This window comes from Testudinibacter sp. P17/SS/0325, assembly GCF_053570765.1.
Map to the genome: position 1 here is coordinate 2469285 of NZ_CM131635.1, position 25961 is coordinate 2495245.

The 25961-nt window shown below is 45.5% G+C and carries 36 protein-coding genes; 29 read left to right on the forward strand and 7 right to left on the reverse strand.

Going from position 1 to position 25961, the window contains the following annotated elements:
* Nucleotides 1-24: 24 nt before the first annotated feature.
* The 7 genes from ACWA50_RS11760 to ACWA50_RS11790 all read right to left on the reverse strand — a co-directional run bounded on the left by ACWA50_RS11760 (nt 25) and on the right by ACWA50_RS11790 (nt 5053).
* Entirely contained in the window at nt 25-831 is an 807-nt protein-coding gene (locus ACWA50_RS11760) for a DUF2303 family protein (protein WP_431052753.1), read from the reverse strand.
* Between the two features lie 16 nt (nt 832-847).
* On the reverse strand, nt 848-1207 hold the full coding sequence (locus ACWA50_RS11765; RefSeq protein WP_431052755.1) for a hypothetical protein: 360 nt from the start codon (nt 1205-1207) through the stop codon (nt 848-850).
* Nucleotides 1208-1286: 79 nt separating this feature from the next.
* The gene (locus tag ACWA50_RS11770; protein ID WP_431052757.1) at nt 1287-1838 is read right to left on the reverse strand and encodes a DUF2815 family protein; all 552 of its coding nucleotides are present in this window, start codon (nt 1836-1838) and stop codon (nt 1287-1289) included.
* Between the two features lie 21 nt (nt 1839-1859).
* Nucleotides 1860-3062, reverse strand: a complete 1203-nt coding sequence (locus tag ACWA50_RS11775) for a DUF2800 domain-containing protein (RefSeq protein WP_431052759.1) — start codon at nt 3060-3062, stop codon at nt 1860-1862.
* The gene (locus ACWA50_RS11780; protein ID WP_431052761.1) at nt 3052-3441 is read right to left on the reverse strand and encodes a hypothetical protein; all 390 of its coding nucleotides are present in this window, start codon (nt 3439-3441) and stop codon (nt 3052-3054) included. The genes ACWA50_RS11775 and ACWA50_RS11780 overlap by 11 nt, the downstream gene beginning before the upstream one ends.
* A gap of 137 nt (nt 3442-3578) precedes the next feature.
* Nucleotides 3579-3872 (reverse strand): hypothetical protein, encoded by a 294-nt coding sequence (locus ACWA50_RS11785; protein WP_431052763.1) that lies wholly within the window; start codon nt 3870-3872, stop codon nt 3579-3581.
* Between the two features lie 425 nt (nt 3873-4297).
* Nucleotides 4298-5053: an XRE family transcriptional regulator gene (locus ACWA50_RS11790; RefSeq protein ID WP_431054354.1), complete on the reverse strand. Its 756-nt coding sequence runs from the start codon at nt 5051-5053 to the stop codon at nt 4298-4300.
* A 149-nt stretch (nt 5054-5202) separates the two neighbouring features.
* Here ACWA50_RS11790 and ACWA50_RS11795 point away from each other — a divergent pair, with 149 nt between their 5' ends.
* From ACWA50_RS11795 to ACWA50_RS11935, 29 genes are all read left to right on the forward strand, one after another.
* Nucleotides 5203-5439, forward strand: coding sequence for a Cro/CI family transcriptional regulator (locus tag ACWA50_RS11795; RefSeq protein ID WP_431052765.1), 237 nt, complete (start codon nt 5203-5205; stop codon nt 5437-5439).
* Nucleotides 5440-5442: 3 nt separating this feature from the next.
* Nucleotides 5443-7845 carry a DUF5906 domain-containing protein gene (locus tag ACWA50_RS11800; protein WP_431052767.1) on the forward strand — a complete coding sequence of 801 codons (2403 nt, stop codon included), beginning with the start codon at nt 5443-5445 and terminating at the stop codon, nt 7843-7845.
* A gap of 332 nt (nt 7846-8177) precedes the next feature.
* Nucleotides 8178-8537 (forward strand): antiterminator Q family protein, encoded by a 360-nt coding sequence (locus ACWA50_RS11805; protein WP_431052769.1) that lies wholly within the window; start codon nt 8178-8180, stop codon nt 8535-8537.
* A gap of 136 nt (nt 8538-8673) precedes the next feature.
* Nucleotides 8674-8991 carry a phage holin family protein gene (locus ACWA50_RS11810; RefSeq protein ID WP_431052771.1) on the forward strand — a complete coding sequence of 106 codons (318 nt, stop codon included), beginning with the start codon at nt 8674-8676 and terminating at the stop codon, nt 8989-8991.
* Nucleotides 8984-9388, forward strand: coding sequence for a M15 family metallopeptidase (locus ACWA50_RS11815; RefSeq protein ID WP_431052773.1), 405 nt, complete (start codon nt 8984-8986; stop codon nt 9386-9388). Before ACWA50_RS11810 ends, ACWA50_RS11815 begins: the two co-directional genes overlap by 8 nt.
* A complete protein-coding gene (locus tag ACWA50_RS11820; RefSeq protein WP_431052775.1) occupies nt 9385-9753 on the forward strand; it encodes a hypothetical protein in 369 nt (122 codons plus the stop codon). The genes ACWA50_RS11815 and ACWA50_RS11820 overlap by 4 nt, the downstream gene beginning before the upstream one ends.
* A 25-nt stretch (nt 9754-9778) precedes the next feature.
* Nucleotides 9779-9958, forward strand: coding sequence for an Rz1-like lysis system protein LysC (lysC, locus tag ACWA50_RS11825; protein ID WP_431052777.1), 180 nt, complete (start codon nt 9779-9781; stop codon nt 9956-9958).
* Complete coding sequence (locus ACWA50_RS11830; RefSeq protein WP_431052779.1) at nt 9942-10256, forward strand: HNH endonuclease; 315 nt, start codon at nt 9942-9944, stop codon at nt 10254-10256. Before lysC ends, ACWA50_RS11830 begins: the two co-directional genes overlap by 17 nt.
* A gap of 131 nt (nt 10257-10387) precedes the next feature.
* Nucleotides 10388-10846: a hypothetical protein gene (locus tag ACWA50_RS11835; protein ID WP_431052781.1), complete on the forward strand. Its 459-nt coding sequence runs from the start codon at nt 10388-10390 to the stop codon at nt 10844-10846.
* A gap of 112 nt (nt 10847-10958) precedes the next feature.
* Nucleotides 10959-12359, forward strand: a complete 1401-nt coding sequence (locus tag ACWA50_RS11840) for a terminase large subunit (RefSeq protein ID WP_431052783.1) — start codon at nt 10959-10961, stop codon at nt 12357-12359.
* Nucleotides 12356-13594: a phage portal protein gene (locus ACWA50_RS11845; RefSeq protein ID WP_431052785.1), complete on the forward strand. Its 1239-nt coding sequence runs from the start codon at nt 12356-12358 to the stop codon at nt 13592-13594. Before ACWA50_RS11840 ends, ACWA50_RS11845 begins: the two co-directional genes overlap by 4 nt.
* Nucleotides 13578-14237 carry an HK97 family phage prohead protease gene (locus tag ACWA50_RS11850; RefSeq protein ID WP_431052787.1) on the forward strand — a complete coding sequence of 220 codons (660 nt, stop codon included), beginning with the start codon at nt 13578-13580 and terminating at the stop codon, nt 14235-14237. Before ACWA50_RS11845 ends, ACWA50_RS11850 begins: the two co-directional genes overlap by 17 nt.
* Nucleotides 14238-14240: 3 nt before the next feature.
* Nucleotides 14241-15443, forward strand: a complete 1203-nt coding sequence (locus ACWA50_RS11855) for a phage major capsid protein (RefSeq protein WP_431052789.1) — start codon at nt 14241-14243, stop codon at nt 15441-15443.
* A 45-nt stretch (nt 15444-15488) separates the two neighbouring features.
* Nucleotides 15489-15809 carry a head-tail connector protein gene (locus tag ACWA50_RS11860; RefSeq protein ID WP_431052791.1) on the forward strand — a complete coding sequence of 107 codons (321 nt, stop codon included), beginning with the start codon at nt 15489-15491 and terminating at the stop codon, nt 15807-15809.
* A gap of 1 nt (nt 15810) precedes the next feature.
* The gene (locus ACWA50_RS11865; RefSeq protein ID WP_431052793.1) at nt 15811-16146 is read left to right on the forward strand and encodes a phage head closure protein; all 336 of its coding nucleotides are present in this window, start codon (nt 15811-15813) and stop codon (nt 16144-16146) included.
* Entirely contained in the window at nt 16127-16609 is a 483-nt protein-coding gene (locus tag ACWA50_RS11870; RefSeq protein ID WP_431052795.1) for an HK97-gp10 family putative phage morphogenesis protein, read from the forward strand. The genes ACWA50_RS11865 and ACWA50_RS11870 overlap by 20 nt, the downstream gene beginning before the upstream one ends.
* Nucleotides 16606-16950, forward strand: a complete 345-nt coding sequence (locus ACWA50_RS11875; RefSeq protein ID WP_431052797.1) for a DUF3168 domain-containing protein — start codon at nt 16606-16608, stop codon at nt 16948-16950. The genes ACWA50_RS11870 and ACWA50_RS11875 overlap by 4 nt, the downstream gene beginning before the upstream one ends.
* A 4-nt stretch (nt 16951-16954) precedes the next feature.
* Nucleotides 16955-17614 (forward strand): hypothetical protein, encoded by a 660-nt coding sequence (locus tag ACWA50_RS11880; protein WP_431052799.1) that lies wholly within the window; start codon nt 16955-16957, stop codon nt 17612-17614.
* Nucleotides 17615-17676: 62 nt separating this feature from the next.
* Nucleotides 17677-18099, forward strand: coding sequence for a hypothetical protein (locus ACWA50_RS11885; protein ID WP_431052801.1), 423 nt, complete (start codon nt 17677-17679; stop codon nt 18097-18099).
* An 8-nt stretch (nt 18100-18107) separates the two neighbouring features.
* Complete coding sequence (locus tag ACWA50_RS11890) at nt 18108-18374, forward strand: phage tail assembly protein T (RefSeq protein ID WP_431052803.1); 267 nt, start codon at nt 18108-18110, stop codon at nt 18372-18374.
* Nucleotides 18375-18468: 94 nt separating this feature from the next.
* Nucleotides 18469-18831 (forward strand): hypothetical protein, encoded by a 363-nt coding sequence (locus ACWA50_RS11895; protein WP_431052805.1) that lies wholly within the window; start codon nt 18469-18471, stop codon nt 18829-18831.
* 8 nt (nt 18832-18839) lie between these two features.
* The gene (locus ACWA50_RS11900; protein ID WP_431052807.1) at nt 18840-19682 is read left to right on the forward strand and encodes an exonuclease domain-containing protein; all 843 of its coding nucleotides are present in this window, start codon (nt 18840-18842) and stop codon (nt 19680-19682) included.
* Nucleotides 19683-19722: 40 nt separating this feature from the next.
* Entirely contained in the window at nt 19723-19974 is a 252-nt protein-coding gene (locus ACWA50_RS11905; RefSeq protein ID WP_431052809.1) for a DUF2513 domain-containing protein, read from the forward strand.
* 54 nt (nt 19975-20028) lie between these two features.
* A complete protein-coding gene (locus ACWA50_RS11910) occupies nt 20029-20229 on the forward strand; it encodes a hypothetical protein (RefSeq protein ID WP_431052811.1) in 201 nt (66 codons plus the stop codon).
* 60 nt (nt 20230-20289) lie between these two features.
* The gene (locus ACWA50_RS11915) at nt 20290-23649 is read left to right on the forward strand and encodes a phage tail tape measure protein (protein ID WP_431052813.1); all 3360 of its coding nucleotides are present in this window, start codon (nt 20290-20292) and stop codon (nt 23647-23649) included.
* Nucleotides 23636-23962 (forward strand): phage tail protein, encoded by a 327-nt coding sequence (locus tag ACWA50_RS11920; RefSeq protein WP_431052815.1) that lies wholly within the window; start codon nt 23636-23638, stop codon nt 23960-23962. Before ACWA50_RS11915 ends, ACWA50_RS11920 begins: the two co-directional genes overlap by 14 nt.
* Nucleotides 23959-24678 (forward strand): phage minor tail protein L, encoded by a 720-nt coding sequence (locus tag ACWA50_RS11925; protein ID WP_431052817.1) that lies wholly within the window; start codon nt 23959-23961, stop codon nt 24676-24678. Before ACWA50_RS11920 ends, ACWA50_RS11925 begins: the two co-directional genes overlap by 4 nt.
* Nucleotides 24679-24687: 9 nt before the next feature.
* Nucleotides 24688-25416: a C40 family peptidase gene (locus ACWA50_RS11930; RefSeq protein ID WP_431052819.1), complete on the forward strand. Its 729-nt coding sequence runs from the start codon at nt 24688-24690 to the stop codon at nt 25414-25416.
* Nucleotides 25359-25961 (forward strand): tail assembly protein, encoded by a 603-nt coding sequence (locus tag ACWA50_RS11935; RefSeq protein ID WP_431052821.1) that lies wholly within the window; start codon nt 25359-25361, stop codon nt 25959-25961. Before ACWA50_RS11930 ends, ACWA50_RS11935 begins: the two co-directional genes overlap by 58 nt.

The following is a 25961-nucleotide window of genomic DNA, read 5'->3' on the forward strand; positions in this document are numbered from 1 at the left end:
CCAAACTTGAGGGCTAAATAATAATTACACTTCAACAGTGCCTATATTCACGATAATATCCGTTCCGGTTAGGGAGAACCGCACTTTATCAGCGAACTCTTCTGCAATGGCTTCTTTTAGTGCTTCGGCTTTCACCATACGCAACACTAAAATCGGCTCGTCGCTACCGGTTAAAATTCGTAGGCGTAATGTAATGTCACGAATATTTAAGCCGCTATAGGTTTCACAGGTGAAAGTGAAACTGTGTGGGATCGTGAGTTTGCTTTTTGCTTCCACACTTTCCATTGCCGATTTCTTAGCGGCAAAATCACCAACTTCGTGTTCTTCACTTTTAGCATAATCCAATGTGATTTTCCTCACTGCCGCAAGTGCATTGGCAAAGCTGATTTCTTCGCCGGCGTCGTCAAACGCCGTAATGTTGTCCGCCCAATCCTCAAGCCAATCCGACAGTTCGCTTTGTTCCAGCTGTCGCTCGTCAATGCTGCTAACGGCTTCAAACGCAGCGGTAGCAGATAAACTCAGTTCTGCGGCATGCAGAGCGTGTCCCGGTGAAGCTATATCACCAAGGTCAAATAGGGTTCTGGCTGACATGGTGTCAGGATTGACAAAACACTGTGCGCTTGGCTGAACGTTGCGCTCAACGTAGCTGATGTAATCACGATAATGCGAGGTGCGATAAACAACACGATAACTGTTACGCTGTGCTTGATAACGCTCAAGCGGAAAGACCTGCATATCTTTCGGCACAATGGCAAGAGGGTAATCCGTCGGGCTAATGCGCACAGAAGAGAGTGCTAAGTCTTTGATTTCTTGAATGGCTGTCTTATCCATTATGTTTTTCCTTTTGTTAAACGGCTTTGGCTTGTTTGATGTGGATCACATTGTCTTTGGTCTCCACACGCTCAGGAGTAACCGATAAACGTCCGCCTTTGTGGACATACATCGGGGTGGCGGTGGTATCTTCTTCCGATACCTTGCCGCGTTTGGTCGGCTGCGAGTAGATCAGTTTGTGCGAGATTTGCACTTTTGAGTTGGTCGAACTATCGCTATCGCTTTCCATCTTTTTCAAAGTAAATTCAAGAATGACCTTACCTTGTTTGTCATGTGTCACTGTGCCGAGTGCGACTTGAGAAAGTGCGGTTGCCACTTTCGATACAAAAACACTGGCATCTAATTCATCTAAAAAATCTTGTAGATTGGTTTTCATCAGACTGTTTCCTTAATTTAGGTAAAAAAGAAGCCGCCCTCAGGCAGCTCTGTACTTTGGTGAAAAATGCAAAGTGCGATCACATAAAATCATCTGCACCGCTGTCATCAACAGATAAATCATCAAAATCATCGGCACTGGCAACACCGCCACCGGCAAAGGCATCACCATCACGGACGAATTGAATGCCGGAAAGCGAGGCGTTGATGCGTTTGCCGTATTTGTTGTCCTGCGCCCAGATGTCGATTACCGCATTGACATAGCAACCGGCATAAGGCTTACCATCGGCTTGCACCAATTCTTGTCGATTGCGATCGACAACTTTGGGGCGCGCTTTGTTATGGGCGGATACAAAAAACTTGCCTTCAAAGCCTTCGTACTCCGGTTTTTCTGCGCCATCGTGCAAACAAAACGCATTTTTGGCTTTAATGGCTTTCCAGTTTGCCTCCATTTTTTCTTCCCATTTATCTTCGGCAACCGCTTTCATTGCGGACATCACGGCGTTGTAGTTGTCGCTGCCTTTATCGAACAACAAGACAGCACTAAAACGCGGGTCGCCCTCACCGTTAATAGTTTTGGCTTCAAATAATGCAGGGAATGCTAAACGCACATCTTTTAACGTTACTTTCATAGTTTTTCCTTATGGATTGGGTTAAGTTAAATCTTCAAAATCATCATTGCTGATGACAATGGCGGGTCTTTTATCAGAAAGCGGCACAACCGATGGTGAGCCGTCTTTTTGGATAATGAAGTCTTGGATTTTGTCCCATTTATTTGGGGTGGTTTTGAGCAGCTTTTCTGCCTGGGTTGGGCTGATCAGCTTTTTGTTGTACATTTCGTCCACTTTCAAGCGTAACGATTTCAACTTCGCTTCTGCTTCGGTTTCGTCCGTCCAGCTACGCGCGCCTTTTTTACCCGCAACCAATTTGTAGCCCGGTACGTCGTTGCCATTCATCAATTCGGCAGTCGCCCGTATGCGCACCGCTTTGCAGAAACTTTCGATTAAATCCAGTTCCGGCAATAGGTGGGCGATATGCCGATTGTCACAGTTTGCCACTCTCTCCATCGCAGCCTCAAAATTGGTCGGTTTATCCAAATCGACAAAATCGTCAGCAACGGTATTGACAACGTGTTGGGCAAGGGCGTGGCATTTCGCTTTTGCCTTGCAAAATTTGCAGGCTTTTTCTTGCGGAGCAAAATCGCCCTCTTGCACTTCGCCACCGTTTAGCAAACGCACCGCATTCGCTGCCTGTGCTTTTGCACGTTCAGCAAAGGCAAGTAGTTCCTCAATGGTCAGCACCCACTCCGACACCGAATTTAACCGCACTTGATGGACACATAACCGCACTTGACGAATATCATGTACGAACTGATAAATATCGTATGCGCCCAAGGCGTAAAGCTGTAACTGTTCATTGCCTTCGGCATCGACTTTCACGCCTTTTCCATATTTCAGATCGTGAATTTGGATTTCATCGCCATTCAAAATCAATGCGTCCACCGTTCCGAAAGAATCGGGCTGTCCGATATAGTGTGAAAAGTCCACTCGGATTTCGATAAGCAATTCGCCGTTGGTGGCATAATCGCGTACGGCATGAATGTATTTCGGCACATATTCCAGCATTTCTTCATCGACGGCGGGATAGTCCGGTCCTGCCGGTTTATTGCCCAGGTACGCCGGCGCGCAATTCACCTGATTACGCAAACAGAATTCGGCAAGGGCGTGTGCTGTTGTACCTAAATCCGCATCGGGCGAGCTTTTGTCTTCGCTTTCTGCTTCCAATAGCAACGAGCCGTTACACCGCAACCAGCGGTGCGCACCACTCGGTGATAACAATGCGTGTTCACTCGGCATCGTTCACCCCCGCTTTTTCGGCTAAAAGCTGCAGTTGTTCAAGCAATAGCGATAAATCGTTATCCGCAACGGTGGATACCCCTTTCGCCTTGAAACCGCTAAAGATTTCCACCAGTCCGGCGCGATCAACAGACACCAAATTCAGTGTCAGCGCTTGGCATTGTTTGCGCAAGGTTTCGTTATTGACCGCAGGTTCTGCTGCTTTTGTTTCGGTTTGTGCGAGAGAAGTGTCGTCTGCCAGAGGATTTGACGGCGGTGTATTTTCTGATGTAGCCGCTGTCGCTTCGACGGTAACTGCTTCGGTTGCCATAAAATCGGCGAACAGACTGCATAGACGATTAATGGCTTCTGTGTTTGCTTGTAAGGCTTGTTCTAACATGAGGTTCTCCTATAACATGATGAAAATCAGGACAAGTAAAGTAAAATGCAGGGTTGCTAAAACCCAGAATTCAGGCTCTTTCATAAATTTCAGGTATAAAAAAGCCCACGCGAGGTGGGCTATAGTGGGTTGAATTACTAAATTAATTCCCGGCATTGCCGTTGGATTTTTTGCTTAGCATGGATCGTATTGAAATTGTTATTGCTATGTGTGTGCAACTTATGACACACGGTTACCGGTTTTGATCGCTGAGGCAGGGTTTCACATAATACCGCAATCCGCACTTGGTGCTCCCTGTTGCGTTTCGCATTTTGTTGTTCACGGCTTTTTGCAAACATACGCTGCAATCTACCGGCTTTTCCGATTAATTTTTCCGAAGTGCGGTCCACGTAAACCGTTTCGCACACCACTGGACAGACTAATGTTGTCATACTGCGTTCTCCATTAAAAATAACCACTGATACAATGCCTATTTGTAATAGGTGAGATCAGATTGCTTATTAACCACAACACGCCTAGCTGAATAGGCGATTCCGTTGCCGGAACGCTGATCTCATTATTTTGTGTTTGCCTCAGCCCCCCTCGCACACAATGCGAACGCTTTCACGCTATAGGGGGTTAACCAGTAATGTTAAAGAACGGTAGCCAGTTTGGCTTTGTTGGGAATAATACTAATACATTTGTATTTTATTTGCAAATATATTTGTGATAAATTTGCAAATATATTTGTAAATGAGTTGTATTCTATTGTTTTAATACGGAAAAAATTTTGAATTTTTTTGATGATTGGGCGAATTATTGAATTTTAGACGTTAAAAAACCGCTCGATTGAGCGGTTAGATTGGATTTTACACGCTTAAGAATCTAAAAATGACCACCAAAACACTTGGCCAAGAATAGTGACATCTTGTAAGTCCGCCTCTTCATCGTCATATTCTGCAGTGTTGTAGCTGCGAATTCGCACTTGATTATTCGGCAAACGCTGTAATAATTTTATCCGCAAAAGCTCACCGTGATTAATGGCATACATCTTGCCGTCTTTGATCTCTTTACAACCAAGATTAACACCAACTGTTGTGCCATCTGGTAGCACAGGCTCCATACTGTTGCCTTTTGCGGTTAAGCATACCGCCTGATTGTACTGTACACCGGCACGGCGCAATGTTGCTTTGGAAAAACGCAATTTGAAGCCATTATAATCGGCAATATCGTCCGCAAAGCCATTGCCGGCGGCAAGCCGAATATCTTTGTAGAAAGGCACGGCAACCTCGTCTTCATTCAATGGCGTATGACGATCCCATAAGTCAAAGCCACCAATTTCACCAACATTCGATTCGATTTCTTTTCCGGTATCCAAATCTTCAAAATCGTCTATTACCCCGAGCCAACGCCGGGTATCTTCGTTATCTTCGCCGAACTGTAAATAGGCTGCGCTAACCCCAAGCCATTTTGCCACTTTAGCTCGCGCATCCCCTTTTAAATCACTTAACCCTTTATAGTACCGCCGTGCCATTTCGTAGCTCATTCCGGTACCTTGGCTTAACTCCTTTATCGTTAAGCCTTTTTCATTCATCAAGTTCACTAAACGGGTTGTAATCGTGTCTTTACTCATCATCCTACCTCCCTTTGCTATTTATGCCTTTATTCTATCGCAGTCCGCATTTTTTGCAAATAAATTTGCATTTAACTTGCTCAAGTGGTAATTTTGAATTTGTTTTATATTTGATTTTAAGTTGCTTTAAATTAGTAAGGAGTTGTGAAATGACTGCAACCGGAAAAGCTATCTTCTCGTTGGGCGGACCATCTAAAGTCGCCAGATACTTTAATATCTCCCCTTGGGCAGTAAATATGTGGGTCCGAAATAATAAAATCCCTGCGGAACGTTGTCCTGATATTGAGCTATTAACAAAAGGGGAAATCAAGTGTGAAGACCTGCGCCCTGATGTGAATTGGTCAGTTTTGCGCAATAAAAAACGCAGAACCGCAAGAAAGGGGTGATTTATGCCAATAATTTATGGGGCAACCGCCCAACAATGGGATCACTTTGCGAATGCGCTGAACTTAGCGGCAGATTTACTGCCTGTCGTTTCCGATCCAAATGTTAAAATCTCCCCCCGCAGTCGGATCAAACGTGCGGGGAAATTGCCGTCTATTGTCAATAATAACGGTTTTATCGCAGGGTTAGACAGCTGGCCGAATCGAAAAGTGGAAAAATCGAGTATCGAAGCGTGGAAAAAAGACTCACGTTTAGGAATATGTATCCGCTTAGGAAAATCAGAGTACTGCGTTACTACTCGCAAAGTACTGCGTCAAGAGGCAGAAAACAGTAAAAAGTACTGCGTAACAGGTCAAAAAACAACCTACGCAGTAGTTGGCACAGGGTACTGCGTAGATGAAAAAAGTGCTGATGACGCAGTACTTTCAGATAAAGTACGCAGTAGTTATATCTATGCCCTCGATTGCGATCTTGAAGATGACGATTCACTTCAAATGATTAGCAATTCACTATTGCAAGTCTTAGGCTTAACACCGCCGAGACGCTTCCGTTCCAATGCGAATAAATGCTTGTATTTGTTTGCCGTAGAAGGCGAACCGATGACTAAGCGGGTTATGCGTCTTGAAAATGACGAGATAATCGAGTTTTTAGGCAAAGGACAGCACTTTGTTGCCGTCGGTACTCACACCAGCGGCGTGCGCTACGAGTGGGAAAATGGGTTACCAACTGAGATTCCGGTGGTGAGCGCCGAAGCCTTTGAAAACCTGTGGGCGGCATTGGAAATGACATTGCCGCTGAAAAATACTCAAGCCAGTGCGCTCTCTAAAAATCGGGATTTATCGCACGGTGACCGCACTTCGGTTGATGAAGTGACTAAATATTTAGATCAGCATTGGACGGTATTCGGTATCGGCAACCGCGGCGAACGCTTTATTAAATGCCCGTTTGAACATGAGCATACCAGTGAGGGCAACGACACCTCTACCGCCTATTTTCCTGCCGATACCGGTGGTTTTGAGCGAGGTCATTTCAAATGCCAACATGCACACTGCGCACACCGTAACGACGGCGATTTCTTAAATGCGATTGGCTTTCGGGATAATGATTTCGAGGATGTCAAAGAGAACGAGGAAATTGCCGATAAGGTCGCCTATTTCTGCAAACGCTATCTGTATATGGCGGAGAACGACCGTGTTTGCGACCTCGATAGCACCCCGCATTCATACAAATTCAAACTCAGCGAGTTCAAAAACTACACGGCTAATGTTACCCGAACGGTACTGAAAGGTAAACAGCAAGTGCAAGAGCCAATCCATAAAGCGTGGTTGGAACACAAAGACCGTAAATCGGCAATTGGGTCGGTCTATTTGCCAGGGCAACCTCGGTTGATTATGGACGAAAACAAGAACTGGCTACATAACGAATTCTATTTGCCGCAAATCGACACCGTTGAGACACGCGAGTTTTTACCGCACTTTTTGGCGCATTTGGAATATCTGATCCCCAATATCAAAGAACGTAACCATTTTATTCAATGGATGGCGTCACTGCGCAAACACCCTGAACGCCGCAATAAGGTCACGAATATGCTGGTGGCAATTGCACACGGCACGGGGCGTGGCTGGGTCGTCGAACTGCTGCAAAAACTGCTTGGGCATTGGAACTGTAAAAAATGCAAAATGGCGGATTTAGTCGATGGGCAATTTAACGGCTATCTGCACCAATCATTACTCTGTAGTGTCGAGGAAGTCAAAGAGCGCAGTGAACGCTTTGCAATCAGCGATAAAGTGCGGGATACGCTGACGGAGAACTATCTTGAGGTCAATATCAAGTATGGTGCGAAGCGCACACAACCGGTTTACACCAACTTTTTCTTTATGACAAATCATACCGATGCCTTAGTAATCAAACAGGAAGACCGTCGGATCAACGTGTTTGCCGGTCCTGAGCAGGCGAAAGACAAAGCCTATTATGACCGCTTATATCGCTTGCTTGATAACCGGCAATTCATCGCCGAAGTCTATTCTTACTTAATGCAAATCGACTTGAGCGATTACCAATGGACACATTCATTCGATACGCCGGCACGCCGCAATATGATTGAATTCAATATGAATGATACAGAACGTGCCTTTACCGAGTTTATGTCAGATCCGCCGGCGTTAGCGATGACAATGCCTCAGGTCGTTGCGTATCTTAAAGGCGGCAATGATTTTGATAGCGAAATCGACGAGTATCAGGTGAGAAAACTGCTTCAACAGTATGCAACACCTTACACTCGTTTTCGGGTCGGAGATAGACGCGTACGACCTTGGTTGTTATCAAAAGAAGTGAAATTATCTAAAGAATACATAAAACAAGAGCTGCTGAAGATTGCAGATATTTGTCCACTTGAATTTGAAAAATAAAAAGTAGTGGGACAAATAAAGTCTTGTAAAAACAAGATATTAGAAAAATTTTGTCCCACTGTAAAAAATCAAGTGGGACATAAAAAATTTAATTTAAATCAATATGTTATTTTTAAATTTTAGTATTTGTCCCACTGTCCTACTAAAAATAAAGTTATAAAGATAAAAATTTAGCAACGCAGTAGTGGTAACGCAGTACTTATTTTTCTCTATAGAGTTTATAAAAACTACGGGGACACTCAGTTAGTGGGACAAAGAAGCGATTTTCTTAATAAAATTAGTATGTTAAGTGTGTCCCACCAGTGGGACAAGATGGAACGGGAGAAAAGGCGATGACCAAAGATGAAGTGAAAGATACTTTAACGGCGTGGGGCAATTGGGCTCACTGCCGAAAATACGGAACAGAATACCCAAGCAAAGCACTTGGATTGCAAGGGGCGGCAAGCGAGCCGGATCATCGGTTACTCTGTTCGGACGAAAAAGGCTTGGAGGTGGAAAGTGCGGTATCCTGTTTAAAAAAATATGATACGTTGGGACACGCAATGATAAATGCCTACTATATCGACAAAATCTCGATTAATCGGATTATGCGCTCAATCCAAAAATCCAAATCTTACACACTGCAGGTTTTCAACGGTGCAGAAGCCTATATCGGGGGAATTTTGAGCCAATCGCGAAAAAATAAGTATTGACAGTGGTCGTCCAGTCTACTAGTATTTTGCTATATCTTGCGGTAAGCGCAACTCGATAATACCAAATATAGATTTCCATAACCCTGATTGGTTTTCCAGTCGGGGTTTTTTATTGCCTATAGAAAAGGATTTCCCCATGCCAAGCCGTGACCCGAACAACTTAGATTCCTTTCTAAGCTGGATTCCGATTTTGTTGATTTCCGGCTTTGGCGGTGTCGCCAAATATTTAACCGATAGACAGTACAACAAAACACGTTGGAATATTTGGGAATTTCTTTCACAAATTCTCGTCTCTGCCTTTGCCGGTTTTATCGGTGGCTTAGTTTGTGTTTCCAGTGGTTTAGATCAGAACATGACATGGATCGGTGCCGGGCTGTCAGGCTACATGGGCAGTATCGCATTGAATGCGTTTTGGCGTTTCTTTTCAGCAAGAACAGGAGTAAACCATGACTAATTTTAAATTTGGCACAACCAGTGAAATTCGGTTGCAAGGAGTTCACCCTGATTTAGTCAAAGTCGTCCGTCTTGCACTAAAAAAATCCCCTGTTGATTTCGCGGTGATTGAGGGCAAGCGTTCTATTCAACGGCAAAAGCAACTCTTCACCGCTGGCAACAGCAAAACGATGCGCTCCCGACACTTGACCGGTCATGCGGTGGACTTGGTGCCATTGCCGGTGGATTGGAATAATAAACAAGCCTTTAATGACTTAGCAGCAGTGATGTTCGAAGCGGCAAAAGAATTGGGTGTGTCAATTCGTTGGGGTGGAGACTGGAACGAAAATGGGCGATCTGATGACGAACGCTTTTACGACGGACCGCACTTTGAATTGACGTGGAGGGCGTACCCATGAATGCGATATTACTCTCTTTCCTCAAAGCGTGTTGTGCCAATGTTGATAAGGCAGCCAAAGTTTTTGCAGTAATTTTCGTGGTTGGGCTACTGTGGCTGCAATATGAAAACAAAATTCAAATCGAGAAACAATCACACACGATTGATGCACTGCGTATCACGGTTGCCGAACGCAACGCTGAATTAAAACGCTTGAATGATACGCTGGCAATCCAAGCAGATATTACCAAACAACAACTGGCACACGAACAGGAAAAAAGGGAGCAAGCCGATGATCAAGTTAAAACGATTCGCGAGTTGCTCAAGGGCAATGTATGTGGCGATACTCACGCCCCTGCTGCTGTGCTTGAGCAGTTGCGCAAGTGAAGCGGTAATTAAGATTGAGACACACATGATCACCCCACCGCCGTCACTGCTAATCCCCTGCCCTGAGCCAATGCTACACGGTAACACCTACACCGCCATCACTGAGTATGCGGTGTTGCTTAAGCGTGACTTGCGGATTTGTGCAGGACGGCTGCAAGGCATAATTGATTATACGGAGGCGGTTCAGCGTGAAAAGTCGGAGTGATTGGCATCATCTGTACTATCGTAAGTCATGGAAACAGCTACGCTTAGATCACCTAGCCAAAGAACCTCTTTGCGTTTACTGTCAGCGTGACGGCAAAATAACACCGGCGACAGTTGTAGACCACATTACAGCGCATAAAGGTGATTTAAATTTATTCTTTAATCCTAACAACTTGCAGTCATTATGTAAGGTTCATCATGATAGCTCAAAGCAACGAGCAGAATCAAAAAATATTAACGAAATTGGTTGTGATGTAAACGGTTTTCCACTCGACCCTGAACACCCTTTCCATAATTGATAATGAATATCAAATAGGGGGAGGGTGGGTAAAAAGTTCAGCACTTTCGCCTGAACAACCGCCCATGGAACACACTTTTATCGCTAATCCAGTTTTTCCATTGAAAATTAGAGTATTAATAGGTTTTATTTATGAGTGGACGAAAATTAAGAAGTGATAGTGCCGCCGCTCAGGTCATGGCGGCAAAAGCTGCACAAACCCAAATATTACCGCCTGAAAAACTCAGTAAAGTCGAATTACAGTATTGGAATCAAATTATCAACAGCCGTGCCGGTGACTCTTGGACACCCAATGACCTGATCCAAGCGATGAACCTATCTAAGCTGTATGTCGAAATTGATAAACGACAGAAAGAAGTGGAAAAAGTCGGGCGTTATTTTATTGCCGCAAATGGCGAACCAAAGCTGCACCCGCTACACAAAATCATTGAGGATCTGAACTCGCGCGCATTATCGATGTGCCGAGCATTACAGATCCACAGCCGAGCAACTAATGGCGAAAGCCGAGACCAAATCAAGAAAAACAAACTGTACAGCGACACCCGAAAATTCATTGAAGATGACGACGGACTACTGGCAAGAATAAATTAATATGACTAGAGCTGAAAAAGTAATCGCCTTCATTGAGAAATATTGTCTAGTGCCGGAGGGCAAATTAGTCGGAAAACCGATACGCCTACTCCCCTTTCAGAAACGATTTATCATGGAAGTTTATGATAATCCGGTTGGCACTAACCATGGCATGCTCTCTATTGGCAGAAAAAACGGCAAGACCGCGCTTATTGCCTGCTTATTACTGGCACACCTTGTCGGTCCGGTAGCGATTCAAAACTCACAAATTGTCAGCGGCGCATTGAGTCGTGAACAAGCAGCATTGGTATTCAATCTCGCCGTAAAGATGATCAACCTTAATCCGGAGTTGCAGGATATTGCTCGAATTATCCCGTCTGGCAAACGCCTGATTGGTCTGTTGATGAATGTGGAATACAAGGCCCTTGCCGCCGACGGCAAAACCGCACAGGGTTTATCGCCCGTGTTGGCAATTCTTGACGAAGTCGGGCAAGTACAAGGCAGCCAATCGGCATTCGTGGACGCAATCACCACGGCACAAGGGGCGCATGAACACCCGCTCTTACTGACAATCAGCACACAGGCGGCAAACGATGCAGATTTACTCTCAATTTGGATAGATGATGCGCAAAACAATCATGATCCACATACCGTTTGCCATGTGTACACGGCAGATAAAGACTTAAAAATTACCGATCCCTCCGCATGGAAACAGGCAAACCCAGCTTTAGGGGTTTTCCGCAGCGAGGAAGACATCGCAAAACTGGCGGATAAAGCCAAACGGATGCCGGCATTTGAAAATACGTTTCGCAATCTGAACCTGAATCAACGGGTCAGTACGGTTTCAACCTTTGTCAGTGCCGACACCTGGAAAGAAAGCGGCTTAGTGGCAGAAACACCGGACGGCTTAATCGTCTATGGCGCACTGGATTTATCGGCTCGCACCGACTTGACCGCACTTATCTTGGTTGCACAGAATCCAAACGGCACAATTAACGTGTATTCCTATTTCTGGACACCGGAAATCGGTTTGAAAGAGCGCGCAACCAAAGACCGCGCACCATACGATGTTTGGGTCAAACAAGGGTTTATCCGCACTACACCGGGCGCAACCGTCGATTATGCCCATGTGGCCAAAGACATTGCCGAAATCATCAGTGATTTTGATATTCAAGCCATTGCCTTTGACCGCTGGCGAATTGACGTACTCAAAAAGGAATTGGATCAACTCGAGTTAATCCTCCCCTTAGTCCCATTCGGACAAGGGTTCAAAGATATGTCACCGGCAATAGATCGCTTGGAAAGCGATCTGCTCAATGCCCGTTTACGGCACGGAATGAATCCGGTTTTAACCATGTGTGCGGCGAATGCGGTTATTGCGCAAGATCCGGCAGGCAACCGCAAATTTGAAAAACACAAAGCAACAGGGCGAATCGACGGTATCGTCGCATTAGCCATGGCACTCGGTATCGCAGAAACAGCGGTGCAACCACAAGACATTGACAAATACTTAGAGGACATCATCATAGCATGACAACATTAAACGACAGCGGCTGGTGGTCACGCTTTTACGGTCGATGGTTTGGCGGTGCTAAACGACTGGATAAAGGCGATATAGCCACCCCACACATCAGCCAAACCACCGAATCCGGCAATATTGTCAATGCCGAAACCGCACTTAAACTCTCGGCGGTTTGGGCGTGTGTCAAACTGCGCAGCCAAACCATTGCCTCTTTGCCACTCCATTTACGCAATAGTAATCGCGAACAGGCAAACGAACACCCGCTTTACCGGATTATCCACGATTCACCGAATGCCGATATGTGCGCCAGTGAATTTTGGGAAGCGCAAAGTGCCAGCCTCGACCTATGGGGTAATGCTTACAGCTTGATCAACCGCACTTCGGGCAAAATTGTTTCTCTTGATGTATTAGATTCGCAATGTATGCGTGTCAAACGGGGGCGCAACGGCGAAATTATTTATCTCTATGACAAGAATAACAGTGACGGCGGTGAATATCTTGAAAGTGATATTCTGCATTTTCGCGGCTTCACTCTTGACGGACTTATCGGCTTGTCGCCGATTCAGTACCAAGCACAATGTATCGGCGCACAAGTTGATGCCAATAAAGCCGCTTCCTCCGCGTTTAAAAATAACCTGAAAGCCGGTGGCTTTATCAAGACCGGTAGCCGAGTATTGACCGACGAACAGCGCAGTCGAATGCGGCAAAATTTAGCCACATTCAGCGCCCCGGAAAATGCAGGAAAATGGATGGTGCTTGAAGCTGAAATGGAGCCTGCCAATTCAGCAGGCAGTTGGATCAACCCACTAGACGCACAACTACTCGAAAGCCGCTTCTTTGGCATCGAAGAAATCTGTCGAGCGTTTTCCGTGCCACCGCAACTGATTTACCGCACCGATAAAGCCTCATCGTGGGCTTCGAGCTTGGAACAAACCAATCTGGGTTTCTTAACGTATTCGTTGCAACCAACCCTGAAACGGATTGAACAAACGATTAGCCGTAAACTGTTCCAGCCGAGCGAGCGTAAGGAATTCTACCCTTTGTTCAGCGTTGAAGGGTTACTACGGGCAGATAGTGCCGGACGCGCAAACTTCTACGCACAAATGCTGCAAAACGGTGTCATGAGCCGTAACGAAGTGCGCAAACTGGAAAATTTACCACCGGTTGATGGCGGCGACACGCTGACCGTACAACTGAACCTTACATCTATTGAAAAAATCGGGGTGGAAAATGACACTCAAAACTAAAGATCTACAATTCAAAGCCGAAGCCGTCCAAGATGACGGTTTTTTTTCGGGCTATTGTAATGTATTTGACCTGAAAGATAGCTACGGCGACATCGTACGCAAAGGCGCATTTGCTCAAACCCTGTTGGACTGGGCGGGAAAAGGCAAAATGCCGCCGGTGCTTTGGAATCATGACCGCAATCAGCCGATTGGGGTTTGGACATCACTCAAAGAAGACGATCACGGCTTATACGGTGAAGGGAAATTATTAATTAATGATGTAGCCCGAGCGAAAGAAGTCCATGCGCTACTCAAAGCGGGAGCAATTGACGGCTTATCTATCGGCTATCGCCTGAATAAATGGACCTATGACGAAAAGGACGATGTGCTAGAAATCTTAGATGTAGATCTGAAAGAAGTCTCGGTCGTCACCTATCCGGCAAACGTGGAAAGCACGGTTTCCAATGTTAAAACCGCACTTTTACACGGTGAACTGCCGACCCTATCCGAATTTGAAAAATTCCTGCGTGAGGCAGGCTTTTCCAAAATGCAAGCTACAGCTATCGCGGGGCATGGTTTGCGCAAACTCCTTCGGGGCGAGCCTGAAAAAACAGAAGTTGATACCGCACTTACCATTTTAAAATCAATTAATACGGGAGAATAACGTATGCCAGAACAAAATTTAGAACAGCTTGCCACCGAGCTGAAAAAAGCCACTGACGGCGTAAAAGCCATGGGCGAAGAATTGCAAGGGCGCATGGGGAAAGGTGAAAAAAGCCTCGATTCCTTGAAAGAACAAGTGGACGAAGCCTTATCTTCAATGGGCGATGTCAAAAGCCGCTTAGATGAAGCCGAACAAAAATTGGCACGTCGTGGCGCAAGCGATACTCAATCCGGCAAATCATTAGGGCAACAACTGGTTGAATCGGAACAATTCAAAGCCTTTGCGCAAGATCCACGCTCAGGGCGCTCCGCTCGCTTGGACATAAAAGCGACTATCACCAGTGCCACCGCCGATGCCGCCGGTTCAGCCGGTGCGTTAGTGCCGGAACAACGCTTACCGGGCATTATTGCGCCGCCGGATATGCGCTTAACCATTCGCGACCTCTTGGCGAAAGGGACAACCAGTAGCAACTCAATCACCTACATCAAAGAAACCGGCTTTACCAACAGCGCCGGCTATCAGAAAAAAGAGGGCGACAAAAAGGCGCAATCGGATCTGAAATTCGGAGAAGAAACCGTCGGCGTGAAAACCATTGCCCATTTTATGAAAGCATCACGCCAAATCTTAGACGATGCCGATATGCTGCAAAGCTATATCAGTGGACGGCTATTCTTTGGCTTAAAACTGTTCGAAGAAAAACAATTGCTGAACGGCACCGGCAGCAATGGCGAGCTAAACGGAATTTTAACGCAAGCGACAACCTTTGCTGATCCGGCAAAACTGACCGAATACACCATTATCGATCAGCTTCGCCTTGCATTATTGCAAGCAATCATTGCGGAATACCCACCAAACGGCTTTATTTTGAATCCGATTGATTGGGCGAAAATTGAATTGCAAAAAGACGGACAAGGTCGCCACATCATCGGCAATCCGCAAAGTTTGGCGCAACCGACACTGTGGGGGCTTTCTGTTGTACAAACCCAAGCAATGACAGCCGGACAATTCCTGACAGGTGCATTCAACTTAGGCGCACAGATTTTTGATCGCCAAGCGTCCGCAATTGCGGTATCCACCGAAAATGAAGACGACTTCATCAAAAACTTAGTCACCATCTTGTGTGAAGAACGCCTAGCGTTAGCAGTTTACCGCCCGGAAGCCTTTATCAAAGGCACATTGGCGGCGAAAGCAGCAGTCGGCGGCTAATCTCCCTGCCCTCTTCGGAGGGCATTTTTTTGAGGCGGGAGCGATATGTTAATTACGTTGGAACACATTAAACTGCATTGTCGTATTGATCACGATGAAGAAGACAATCTGTTAATCGGTTATGCCAATGCGGCACAGGATTATCTGGAAGCGCAACTCAACCGCAAGCTATATCAAGCTGAAGCACCTGAAAACGATCCGGACGGAATGGTGATCAACCACGCCTTACGCCACGCCATGTTAATGCTGGTGGCGCATTGGTACGAACACCGTGAAAGTGCGGTCATCGGTAATGGCGCTGTCAGCAAAGAGATCGAGGACGGGGCATGGCGACTGCTCCAACCATACCGAATTATGGGGGTGTAGCGTGCAAATCGGCAAACTCCGACACCGTATAACCTTACAGCAGCAAATCAGCACACTAAACAGCTACGGTAGCGCGATCACTGATTGGGAAGATGTCGCAACCGTTTGGGCAGAAATCAAACCACTATCAGGGCGAGAATACTTTGCAGCAGAACAAGTGCAGTCGGAAATTACCACCCAAATCTGGTTGCGTTATCGTCCGGATATTCAGCCGACCATGCGGGTGAAATGGGGTGACCGCACTTTTGAGGTGGTTTCGGCAATCAACCATAACGAGCGGAATACTGCACTGCAACTGATGTGCAAGGAGCGAATCAATGGGCAGCGTCACGGTTAAAGTCAGCGGGCTAAAAGAATTGCAAAAAGCAATGGGGGAACTTGGTAGAAAAGCCAGTAATCGCATCGCCGTTAAAGCCATGCGAAAAGGCGGTGCTATTGTGCGCGACAAAGCGCGCGCCAATGCACCAGTCTTAACAGAAAACGTACCGCACAGAAAAGCAGGTACAGTAAAAAAAGCCATTTCTAGCCGCACCAAAATCGGCAGAAACGGCAAAACCAACACCTATGTTTGGGTGAAAGGGCTTTCTACCAAGCAAATCCTCAAATTCAAGGGCAAAACAGGCAGAAGCGGTGCATTTAATCCGAAAGATCCGTTTTACTGGCGTTTTTTGGAATTCGGCACATCAAAAATGCCGGCAAAACCCTTTATGCGCCCAGCTTTTGAGCAAAGCAAACAACAGGCGGCAAAAGCCATTATTGACACCTTACGCACCGAAATTCTCAAGGAAGGCAATCAATGATCCAAGAAAAACTCTACTCCGCCCTGTCGCCTTTGGTGTCGGGGCGTTGTTTTTATGAGGTCGTGCCGGAAACCAATACCGAGTACCCGGTTATCGTGTATCAGTTTCCACTGATTTCGCCTAATTCCGCACTGGAAGACGGTGATTTAGACGATTTTCAGGTACAGATCGATATTTATAGCCGCCATTCGGACGATGTTTTTAACTTGCGCAAACCGGTCTTTCTGGCATTAGAAAACGCGTTTGAATTTGCGGAACGCATTAACGATCACAGCGATTACGAGCCGGACACCAAATTGCACCGGCGATTAATTTTATACACCATAGCATATGAGGGCTAAACTTATGACAACACAAACCACCCCGTTTCAGGGAACAAAATTTTACTTGGGCAAAGGTATTGTACAAAACAGTGAAAAAACGATTACCGCGTGTGAAGTAACCGATGTCGCTACAATCACCATTGCAGACGGTACCTTTGCTAAAGGCGACTTAATCCGAATCACAGGCTTAGGCAGCCTTGACGGTTACTACCCTGTTAAATCGGCTACCACCACCAAAATCACCTTTGCCGACGAAGTGGATTGGTCGAACTTCGACAAACCAACGGTATTCACCAATGCCAAAGCGGCTAAAGTAGATTGGTCATCAAATTTCTGTGCCATCAAAAATATTGAAATTGACGGTGACACCTTAACCGAAGAAGACGTTACCACCATGTGTTCAGAAGGCACGGAAACCGAACCGGGCGACATCGAATTCGGTTCGGTCAAACTGACCTTTTTCTACGCGCCTGCCACGACAATGCAAGCGGATCTCCGTAAGAAATTCTACGGCAAAGAAACGTTCCCGTACAAAATGGTACTGCGCAAAGAACAAGGCTCTATCTACGGCACAGGCTTCATTCAAACCGGTGCTAATGCCTCCGGTGAAGTCAAAGGCAAATTCGAATCCGGTATCACGATTAAAAAATCAAAACGCGATTACTTGCTGCCGGTGGCGTAAGCCGAACCGCACTTTTATGCCCTGCTTCGGTGGGGCTTATTTTTGACTAAAAGGACATCGTTATGACACAACAAAATGGCAACCGCCAAGATTTATTTGCAATCAAACCTAAATTAACTCCCGTTGAAATTCACGGCAAAACGTTTTTTATCCGTGAACTTAATGTCGGTGAAACCAATAAAGCGCTGTACGGACAGCGTGCTGCGTTGCTTAAACTCGCCCAAGAACAAAGCATTGAGCTGAACATGGAAGACGAGCTGGTGCTGACCATGCAGCTACGCAACGTGTACGATCCGTACACCCTCGCACGCAACATTGCCACACGTTTATGTGACGAAAACGGCAAAAACCTGTTCAATGCCGATAGCCAAGACGACTTAGATCAGATTTTGACCCTCGACGGCTCAGTGCTTGACGCAATCAATAAGGTCTTGGCAACGGAAGAACCGGAAAAAAACTCACCGAACGCCGACGATTCCAACTAACCCTATCGTTGGCGTTAGGCAAAACGCTACAAGAAATCGAAACCATGCCCGAACCGCACTTGCGTGAATATCAGCAATTTTATCAAGAGCAACCGTTCGGGCTGTGGCGTGACGATTTCAGAACAGCACAAATCGCCTATTTACTGGCAGCCGTCAATTCAGATCCGAAAAAATCATCACCGAAACTCACCAACTTTATGCCGTTCTTTACGGATAAAAGTGCGGTGGCGGACGATGACGACGATGGCAGCGAAGAGTTTTTGGCGAATAGATAGCCCGAATAACCGGGCTATAAATTTGATCCGGCTCACTTTAATTGTCAGAAAATTATGATAATGTTGCTCTACATTTTGATAACAAGGAGCAAAAATGAAAAAGGTATTGACCACCATTTTACTAAGCGCATTCCTTACTGCATGTATAGGCAGTCAAGGAATGAAAAAGGATAAATTATTACAAGAAAAACCAACACTTGACCTAATAACCACAAAAACTGTTGATGAATATTTTCAATGTATTAAACCATTTTGGCTACATCATTTAGGTTATCATGAAGAAAAAAGAGAAAATGATATTCGATTAAGTTCTACTCCTAATGTAAATGTTGTCAGATTTATTTTGGATATAAAGAAAGCATATAAAGGCAGCAATATCTTATTTTATAATGGTACGCAAACAACATTTGCTTTAGGTGATGTTTTATACCCAATAGAAAATTGTGCGAAATATTAGGCAGAAAAATGGATAAATTTGTTGTCGTTGACATTGAAACTGCGAACCCCAATTTAACTTCTATATGCCAAATTGGAATCGCTATTTATCATAATGGTGCGCTGGTAAAAACTTGGGATTCGTTGATTAATCCGTGTGACTATTTTGATCCTATGAATATATGTATACATGGAATAACCCCCTCACAAGTAAAAAATGCGCCTACGATTATACAAGTTAAAGACCAAATACTTTCATTATTTAGTAAGTATGTGATCTGCTCATATGGTGCCTTTGACAGAGTATCGCTAACAAGGTTATTTCCGGAAATAGATAATGAGTGGCTTGATATTATGCGCGTTGTTCGGCGTTCATGGAATAATAAATTCTCAGAAAAAGGATATGGACTTGCCAAAGTTGCTAAATATTTAAATATAAGATTAGAAAATCATCACAACGCTCTTGATGATGCAATTATTGCAGGGGAAATTTTAAATAGAGCAATATGTGATAGCGAGCAGGATTTATCTTTTTGGCTTTCTCGCATCAAAAAACCGATGGATATAGAAAAGGCTATAATCAGTAGAATAGGCAATCCTGATGGTATTTTATTTGGAGAAACAGTTGTATTTACAGGAGAATTATCAATTCCAAGACGTGAAGCCGCAGAGAAAGCGGCTATAGTAGGGTGTAATGTCGTAGATGGTGTATCAAAAAAAGTGACTATGCTCGTTATCGGTATTCAAGATAAAGATAAACTAAGAGGCAAAGAATTAAGCAATAAAGAAATAAAAGCTCAAGAACTAATAACTAAAGGTCATAATATAATGATCCTGTCCGAAAGTGATTTTTTCAATTTGATAAATGAATAGTTGACATACCTTCTATAAAAGCGGAAAACCGCACCCGACAGTGATCTGCCCCCAAAAAGTTGGACGATTAAATGATGCTGGGTTGATTTTAATTGATGACCTGTCCGATGCTGGTGGCGAAGATTACGTTGCCCTTTCTCTAATGTGGCAAGGACACGCGTTTCTAGACAAAATCCGAAATGACAGCATTTGGAACTCGGTTAAAAGTACGATCAAAACAAAAGGTGTCGATCTCTCGTTTGACTTGATAAAAACCGTGACAACAACGGCAATTAAAGGGCTATTTAATTGAAAAATCGGCGAAATTGTGTTATATATTGAGTAGTTGATAATGAGGGAGGTGGTTATGTTTCGTTGGCTTGTTGATCGAATGATTGATGCTGCGGCATTGGTGTTTATTCCAATCTTTGCTTTTATTTTTTTAAGCGACTTCTTTTTATCAAGAACTACAAATGAAAGATTATTAATTCTTGCGGTTTTATTTGGACCTTTGATTATTTTTTATTTAAACAAATACCAAAAATATCAACACAGTAAGAATAAATGATTCAAAACATACAAGGTTACTAAGCTCGCTTCGGCGGGCTTTTTTTTATGGGAGAAATACATGGCTGGGGCATTAGGTGGATTAAATATCTGGATTGGACTAGATAGTGTTGCCTTTCAAAAAGGGTTAGATAAAGCAGAATACCAAACGCAAAAATTTGTAAAAAGTACAGATAAGGCGTTCAAAAATGTTGAAAAAAGCCTGAAAAATTTAGAGAAGGCTAGTGGTTGGGCTACTAAAGGCTTTTTAGGCGGAAAGGCTGTAGGTCTAGGCAAATCAGTTATTCAACATGCCGACGCTTATACCGAAATCGGCAACCGAATGAAATTGGTTACTTCAAATTCAGTAGAAAGTGCGCGTGCAATGCAAACGGTATTTGATGTCTCACTGCGCACCAATCAAAGTGTTGATGGAACTGCACAAGTTTATCAACGCTTTGCACAAAATGCGCAGCAACTTGGGATTAGTCAAGCGCAAGTTGCCAGCTTAACAGAAACCGTCTCAAAAGCCGTGGCGATTTCAGGGGCAAGTGCGGCATCGGCGCAAGCGGCATTAATGCAATTCGGGCAATCTTTAGCCTCTGGTGTTTTTCGTGGACAAGAATTTAACTCCGTCATGGAGCAAACACCGGGATTAGCGCAAGCTATCGCTAGAGGCTTAGGTGTTACCATAGGTGAACTTCGCCAAATGGCAAATGACGGCAAGCTGACAATGGACGTGCTTATTCCAGCGTTGGAAAAAGCCAAAGCCAGTGTAGATCAGCAATTTTCAACGCGTGTATTAACGGTATCAGCCGCATTCGAAAATCTGAAAACCGCCACCACCCAATGGATCGGCGAACTCAATACTGGCACTCTCAGTACGAGTACTTTAGCTAAAGGAATTAATATTGTTGCCAATAATTTTGATCAGGCAACAAAAGCTGCCGCTGGTTTTGCGGCAATCGCAGGCTATATCGCGCTACGCTCAAAAATTTCTACACTTGCAGATAATCAAAATCAAAAAATGTTGGCTCAACAACAAGTTGTACTTGAACAGCAAAAAGCAACCGCATTGGCACAAACTACGCAAGCGAATTATTCCAAAGTGCGGTCAGAATATGACTTAGCGAAAGCCGAAATCAGCAGTATGCAAACGACACGCCAACAAATTGTCGTTGAGCGTGAAAAACTTGCGGTGCAAATTCAAGGCGCGGCATCTTATTCTGAGCGTAAGCTCTTAAGCGCGGAATTAGCGTTGCTAACTCAAAAAGAAACGACACTGACGCAACTACAAAGTGCCGCTGAACAAAAAATGATAGCAACCAAAAAAGGGTTAAAAATTGCCTATGCTGAAAATGCTGTAGCACAAAGTGCTTATTCTGCGGGCATGATCAAAGCGGGAACAGCAACCAAACTTTTTCAAGCCTTATCAGTTGGTGTTCGTAACGAATTAAAAATGCTCAAAGTCGCATTTTTAACCAACCCTATCGGAATAATGCTGACGGGTGTAACCGCCTTAGCAGGGCTTTATATGCTACTTGGTGATTCTACCGATGAAGCCAAGCGTGCGCAGTTAGAATATGCTGAAGCCCTTGATGTCAGTGAAAGCGCATTGAAAAGCATGACCGCGGCGCAGGTCGAGGCGAATGTGACGTTGCTGTCTGCCGCAATCGCGGCACAGTCCGCAGCATTGGAAAAATTAACCCAACAATATGAGCGCGCTAAACAAGCCGCGAAAGAAAGTAGCATTACCACCTATGATAGTTTTGGTGGTCCATCTTATACCTACAACAAATCTGACAAAGAGATGGTAACCGCGCGGCAAGAAGAGGCGCGGCTGTTGCTGGCGGTGAAAGAGGCGCAGGATAAGGTAGCGGCTTCCCAAGAGAAATTGGCACAGTTGGCTGGCATTCAAGCTGATAAAATCAAAGATGAGTTAAATGCGGCATTGAAAGACAGCGGCGTTATTTTGCAGCAGCTTGATCCGGATATGCAGAAATTTGCCAATGAGTTGCTCGATGTGAATAGCCATGTGCTGACCCTTAATCCGAATTTGAAAGCCTTAATGGGAACAACCTTGCAATTGGCAAGTGCGGCGGTGCAAGCGGCTTTAGGTTTGGAGCAAATGAACCAAGCCAAAAACCAAGTGTATAGCGACAATGCGCAGCAGGAAATTGAACGGCTACAGCGTCAAGCTAAGATCGCTGGTGCGAAAACTGATAAAGAACGGATCAAATACCAAGTGGAAGACTACCGTGCAGGCTTAGAAAAGCGTGCGGAAAAAGACGGTTTAAGCCAGTACGATATTGACGGTATGGCAGCGGCATATGAAAAGATGTTGGCAACTCGGCAAGGCAATAAGCCGACCAAATCCGGCAAAAAAGAAAAATCCCTTGAAGATTGGAAAACGGATTGGGATAGCTTCCATGATGAAATTCAACGCTCGAATGCATCGGCGATGAAAACGATTGAATTGAATGAGTTGCGTCTGTCGCAAAAGATTGATGAATTTCGGAAAAATGGGGTAATCAGCGAGGCGGAAGCGGCGGCGGCACGGTTGCAGATTGAGCAACGCTATATCCAAGAGCGGTTAGAACTAGCGGGGCAATACAATCAAGCCATCGCGGCACAGCAACGCTACAAAAAAATCATGGAAGATGTGACCGCACTTGAGAAGTCGGGGCATTTAACCAAAGACCAAGCCGACGAGGTGAAATCAGAAGCAAATTGGCAACTGTGGAAAGATCAGGCGGATAAAAGCGACCCGCTCAACGGGGTGACGGTAGCAATGCACGACTTCGGCAAAGCGACAGAAGATGTCATGGGCAACGTTGCCAACATCACGCAAAATGCCCTCGGTGGTATGTCGGACGCGCTGACGGATTTTGTGCTGACGGGTAAAGCGGATTTTCGCGGCTTAGCACAGTCTATTATCAAAGACATCACTGGCATGATTATCAAGATGATGATTTTCAATGCACTGAAGTCCGCTTTAGGTGGAACATCATTGGGTGCCGCATTGGGATTTGATGGTGGAGGTTTAGTCGGTTTTGACGGCGGCGGCTACACAGGACACGGCAATCGTCTAACCCCGGCAGGTATCGTCCACAAAGGCGAATACGTCTTGACAAAAGAAGCAACAAGCCGCATTGGTCGGGAGTATTTAGACTTTTTGAATTATGCCGGTGGCCGTGGTTTTGCCAATGGTGGTGGCGTTGCCGTGCCGAAAGTGCCGAGTATGAATTATCGTGCGCAAAGCGCAAGCAACAACGAAAACCATGTTGAGATTACGGTAAACGTCACGGAAAGCGGTCAGAATGCCGATGTACAAGCCAGCGGCAAAATGGGTGCGGAATTGGGGCGCATGATAAAAAGCAAAGTGCTTGAAGTGCTGAATGAACAAAGTCGAGCGGGAGGTATGCTGCGTGGAAGTATTTAACTATTGCCCTTTACCGGGCATGACGGTGGACAATGAACCGGCGGTAAACGAAGTGCAGTTTAATGACGGCTACGTTCAACGCCGCCCAAAAGGGATTAACAATCTACTAAGGAAATACCCGGCAACCTTTAAAGTGCGGAATGAAAAGCGTCTTGATGTGGACGCTTTTTTTATGCGTCATGGGGGCTATTTGCCTTTTCTTTGGCAAGATCCATACAGCGGAAAACAGGTCAAAGTGATTTGTAGCAAGTGGTCGGCAAAAATGGGGCGCACGCATACCGAATTTAGTTGCGAAATTAAGGAGACCCGATGAGACCGATTAGCACAAAATTTAAGGTGGAATTGAGCAAGCTCACCCAAGATGCGTTGCTTGAGCTGTGGGAGATTGATCTGCGCGCTATCAAAGACAGAGACGGCAGTTACGGCGATATTTACCGTTTTCACAACGGCTTAAATGGCGTGAATGCCGATGTTGTTTTTGCCGGCAACCGCTATACCGCATTTCCAATTCATGCGTCGGGATTTGAATCTAGCAGTCAAGGACCAAGCAACCGTCCTACCCTATCGATTGCCAATTTAAACGGTTTGGTTACCGCCATTTCTGAGCGTTATTCCCAAGCCGTCGGCGCACGAGTAAAGCGGGTGCTGGTGCTGGCGAAATACATTGATGCGGTTAATTTTGCCAGTGGTAAAAACCCCTACGCCGACACCAATGAGGGTGCAATCAGTCATTATCTGATCGAACGGCTATCACAATTGGATAATGATGTCGGCACTTTCGAACTGGCAAGCCCGGCGGAAACCGATAAGGCACGGATTCCGCTACGCATGATCACCGCAGATGTCTGCGCTTTCCAATACCGTAGTCCGGAGTGCGGTTACACTGGCGGCGCGGTTGCCGATGAATTCGATCAACCGACCAACGATCCAAAAAAAGACCGTTGCTCGCACTGTTTAACCGGCTGCCGATTCCGCTTTGGTAATGGCATATTACCCTTTGGCGGCTTTCCGTCAGTGAATAAATTTTAGGATATTCAGATGACACTCGAACAACACATCATCGCTTATGCCAAAAGCTACGAACCGCAAGAAATCTGCGGTTTTGTTGTTTTTGAGGGGGCGCAACAGCGATTTATTGCTTGCGACAATATTGCCGCTGAGCCGGAACGCTATTTTGAAATTCACCCGGACGATTGGCTGAAAGCGCAATTAGCGGACGGAATTGTTGCGCTGGTGCATTCGCACCCCGACGGATTGCCATTTTTATCCGAAGCGGATCGACAAATGCAAGTGCGGTCAGGCTTGGACTGGTGGCTAGTCTGTGATGAAAAAATTCACCAATTCCGCCATGTACCGCACTTGATCGGACGAGAATTTGCGCACGGCACGGCAGACTGCTACAGCTTGTTTCGTGATGCCTATATGCTCGCAGGGTTTGATTTTCCTGAATTTACTTACGATGAAGAATGGTATCGGGAAGAACAAGATTTGTATCTCGACAACATGGCTAAACACGGATTTACCTGTGTTAGCGAGCCGCAACCGGGCGATGTGATCCTTATGCAGATTTCTTCCCCTGTCGCCAATCATGCGGCAATTTATCTCGGCAATCAACAAATGTTGCACCATACCCCGAACCGCTTATCCAAGCGCGATATTTATGGGGGATATTGGCAACGCAGCACGCACAGTATTTGGAGGCATTCACAATGGCAACCGTCAAACTTCACGGCGATTTACAACGATTTGGCAGCCAGTTCGAATTAGCGGTAGAAAGCACCGCCGAAGCGATTCGCGGACTGTGCTATCAAATTCAAGGGCTGAAACGGCATTTAAACAACGGTTTGTACAAAGTGCGGATCGGTAATCGTTATCTTGACAACCGAGATGTTGGCAAAGGGGTACACGAGAAAATTGGCAAGCATACCGTGATCAACATTATGCCGGTGCTGGCAGGTGCGAAAAACGGCGGTATGTTTCAAATTATTGTCGGTGCAATTTTGATTGCCGCCTCATGGTGGGCTGGCGGTGCTGCGGGCTGGGCATATCTCGGCGCAACCGGATACGGCATGGCAACCGCCGCATTCATGATGGGTGCTTCAATGATGTTGGGCGGGGTTTCGCAAATGCTGACCAAAACCCCCAGCATGGATATGAAGCTATCGGAAAGCGAGAAAAAAACCAATACCTCATTTTCGGGCATTAAAAATTTAACCCCGCAAGGACGACCAGTGCCGCTGTTATATGGGGAAATGATGCACAGCTTTGTTTTAATCAGCCAAGGAACTGAAGTTTATACACCGGAGGAATAA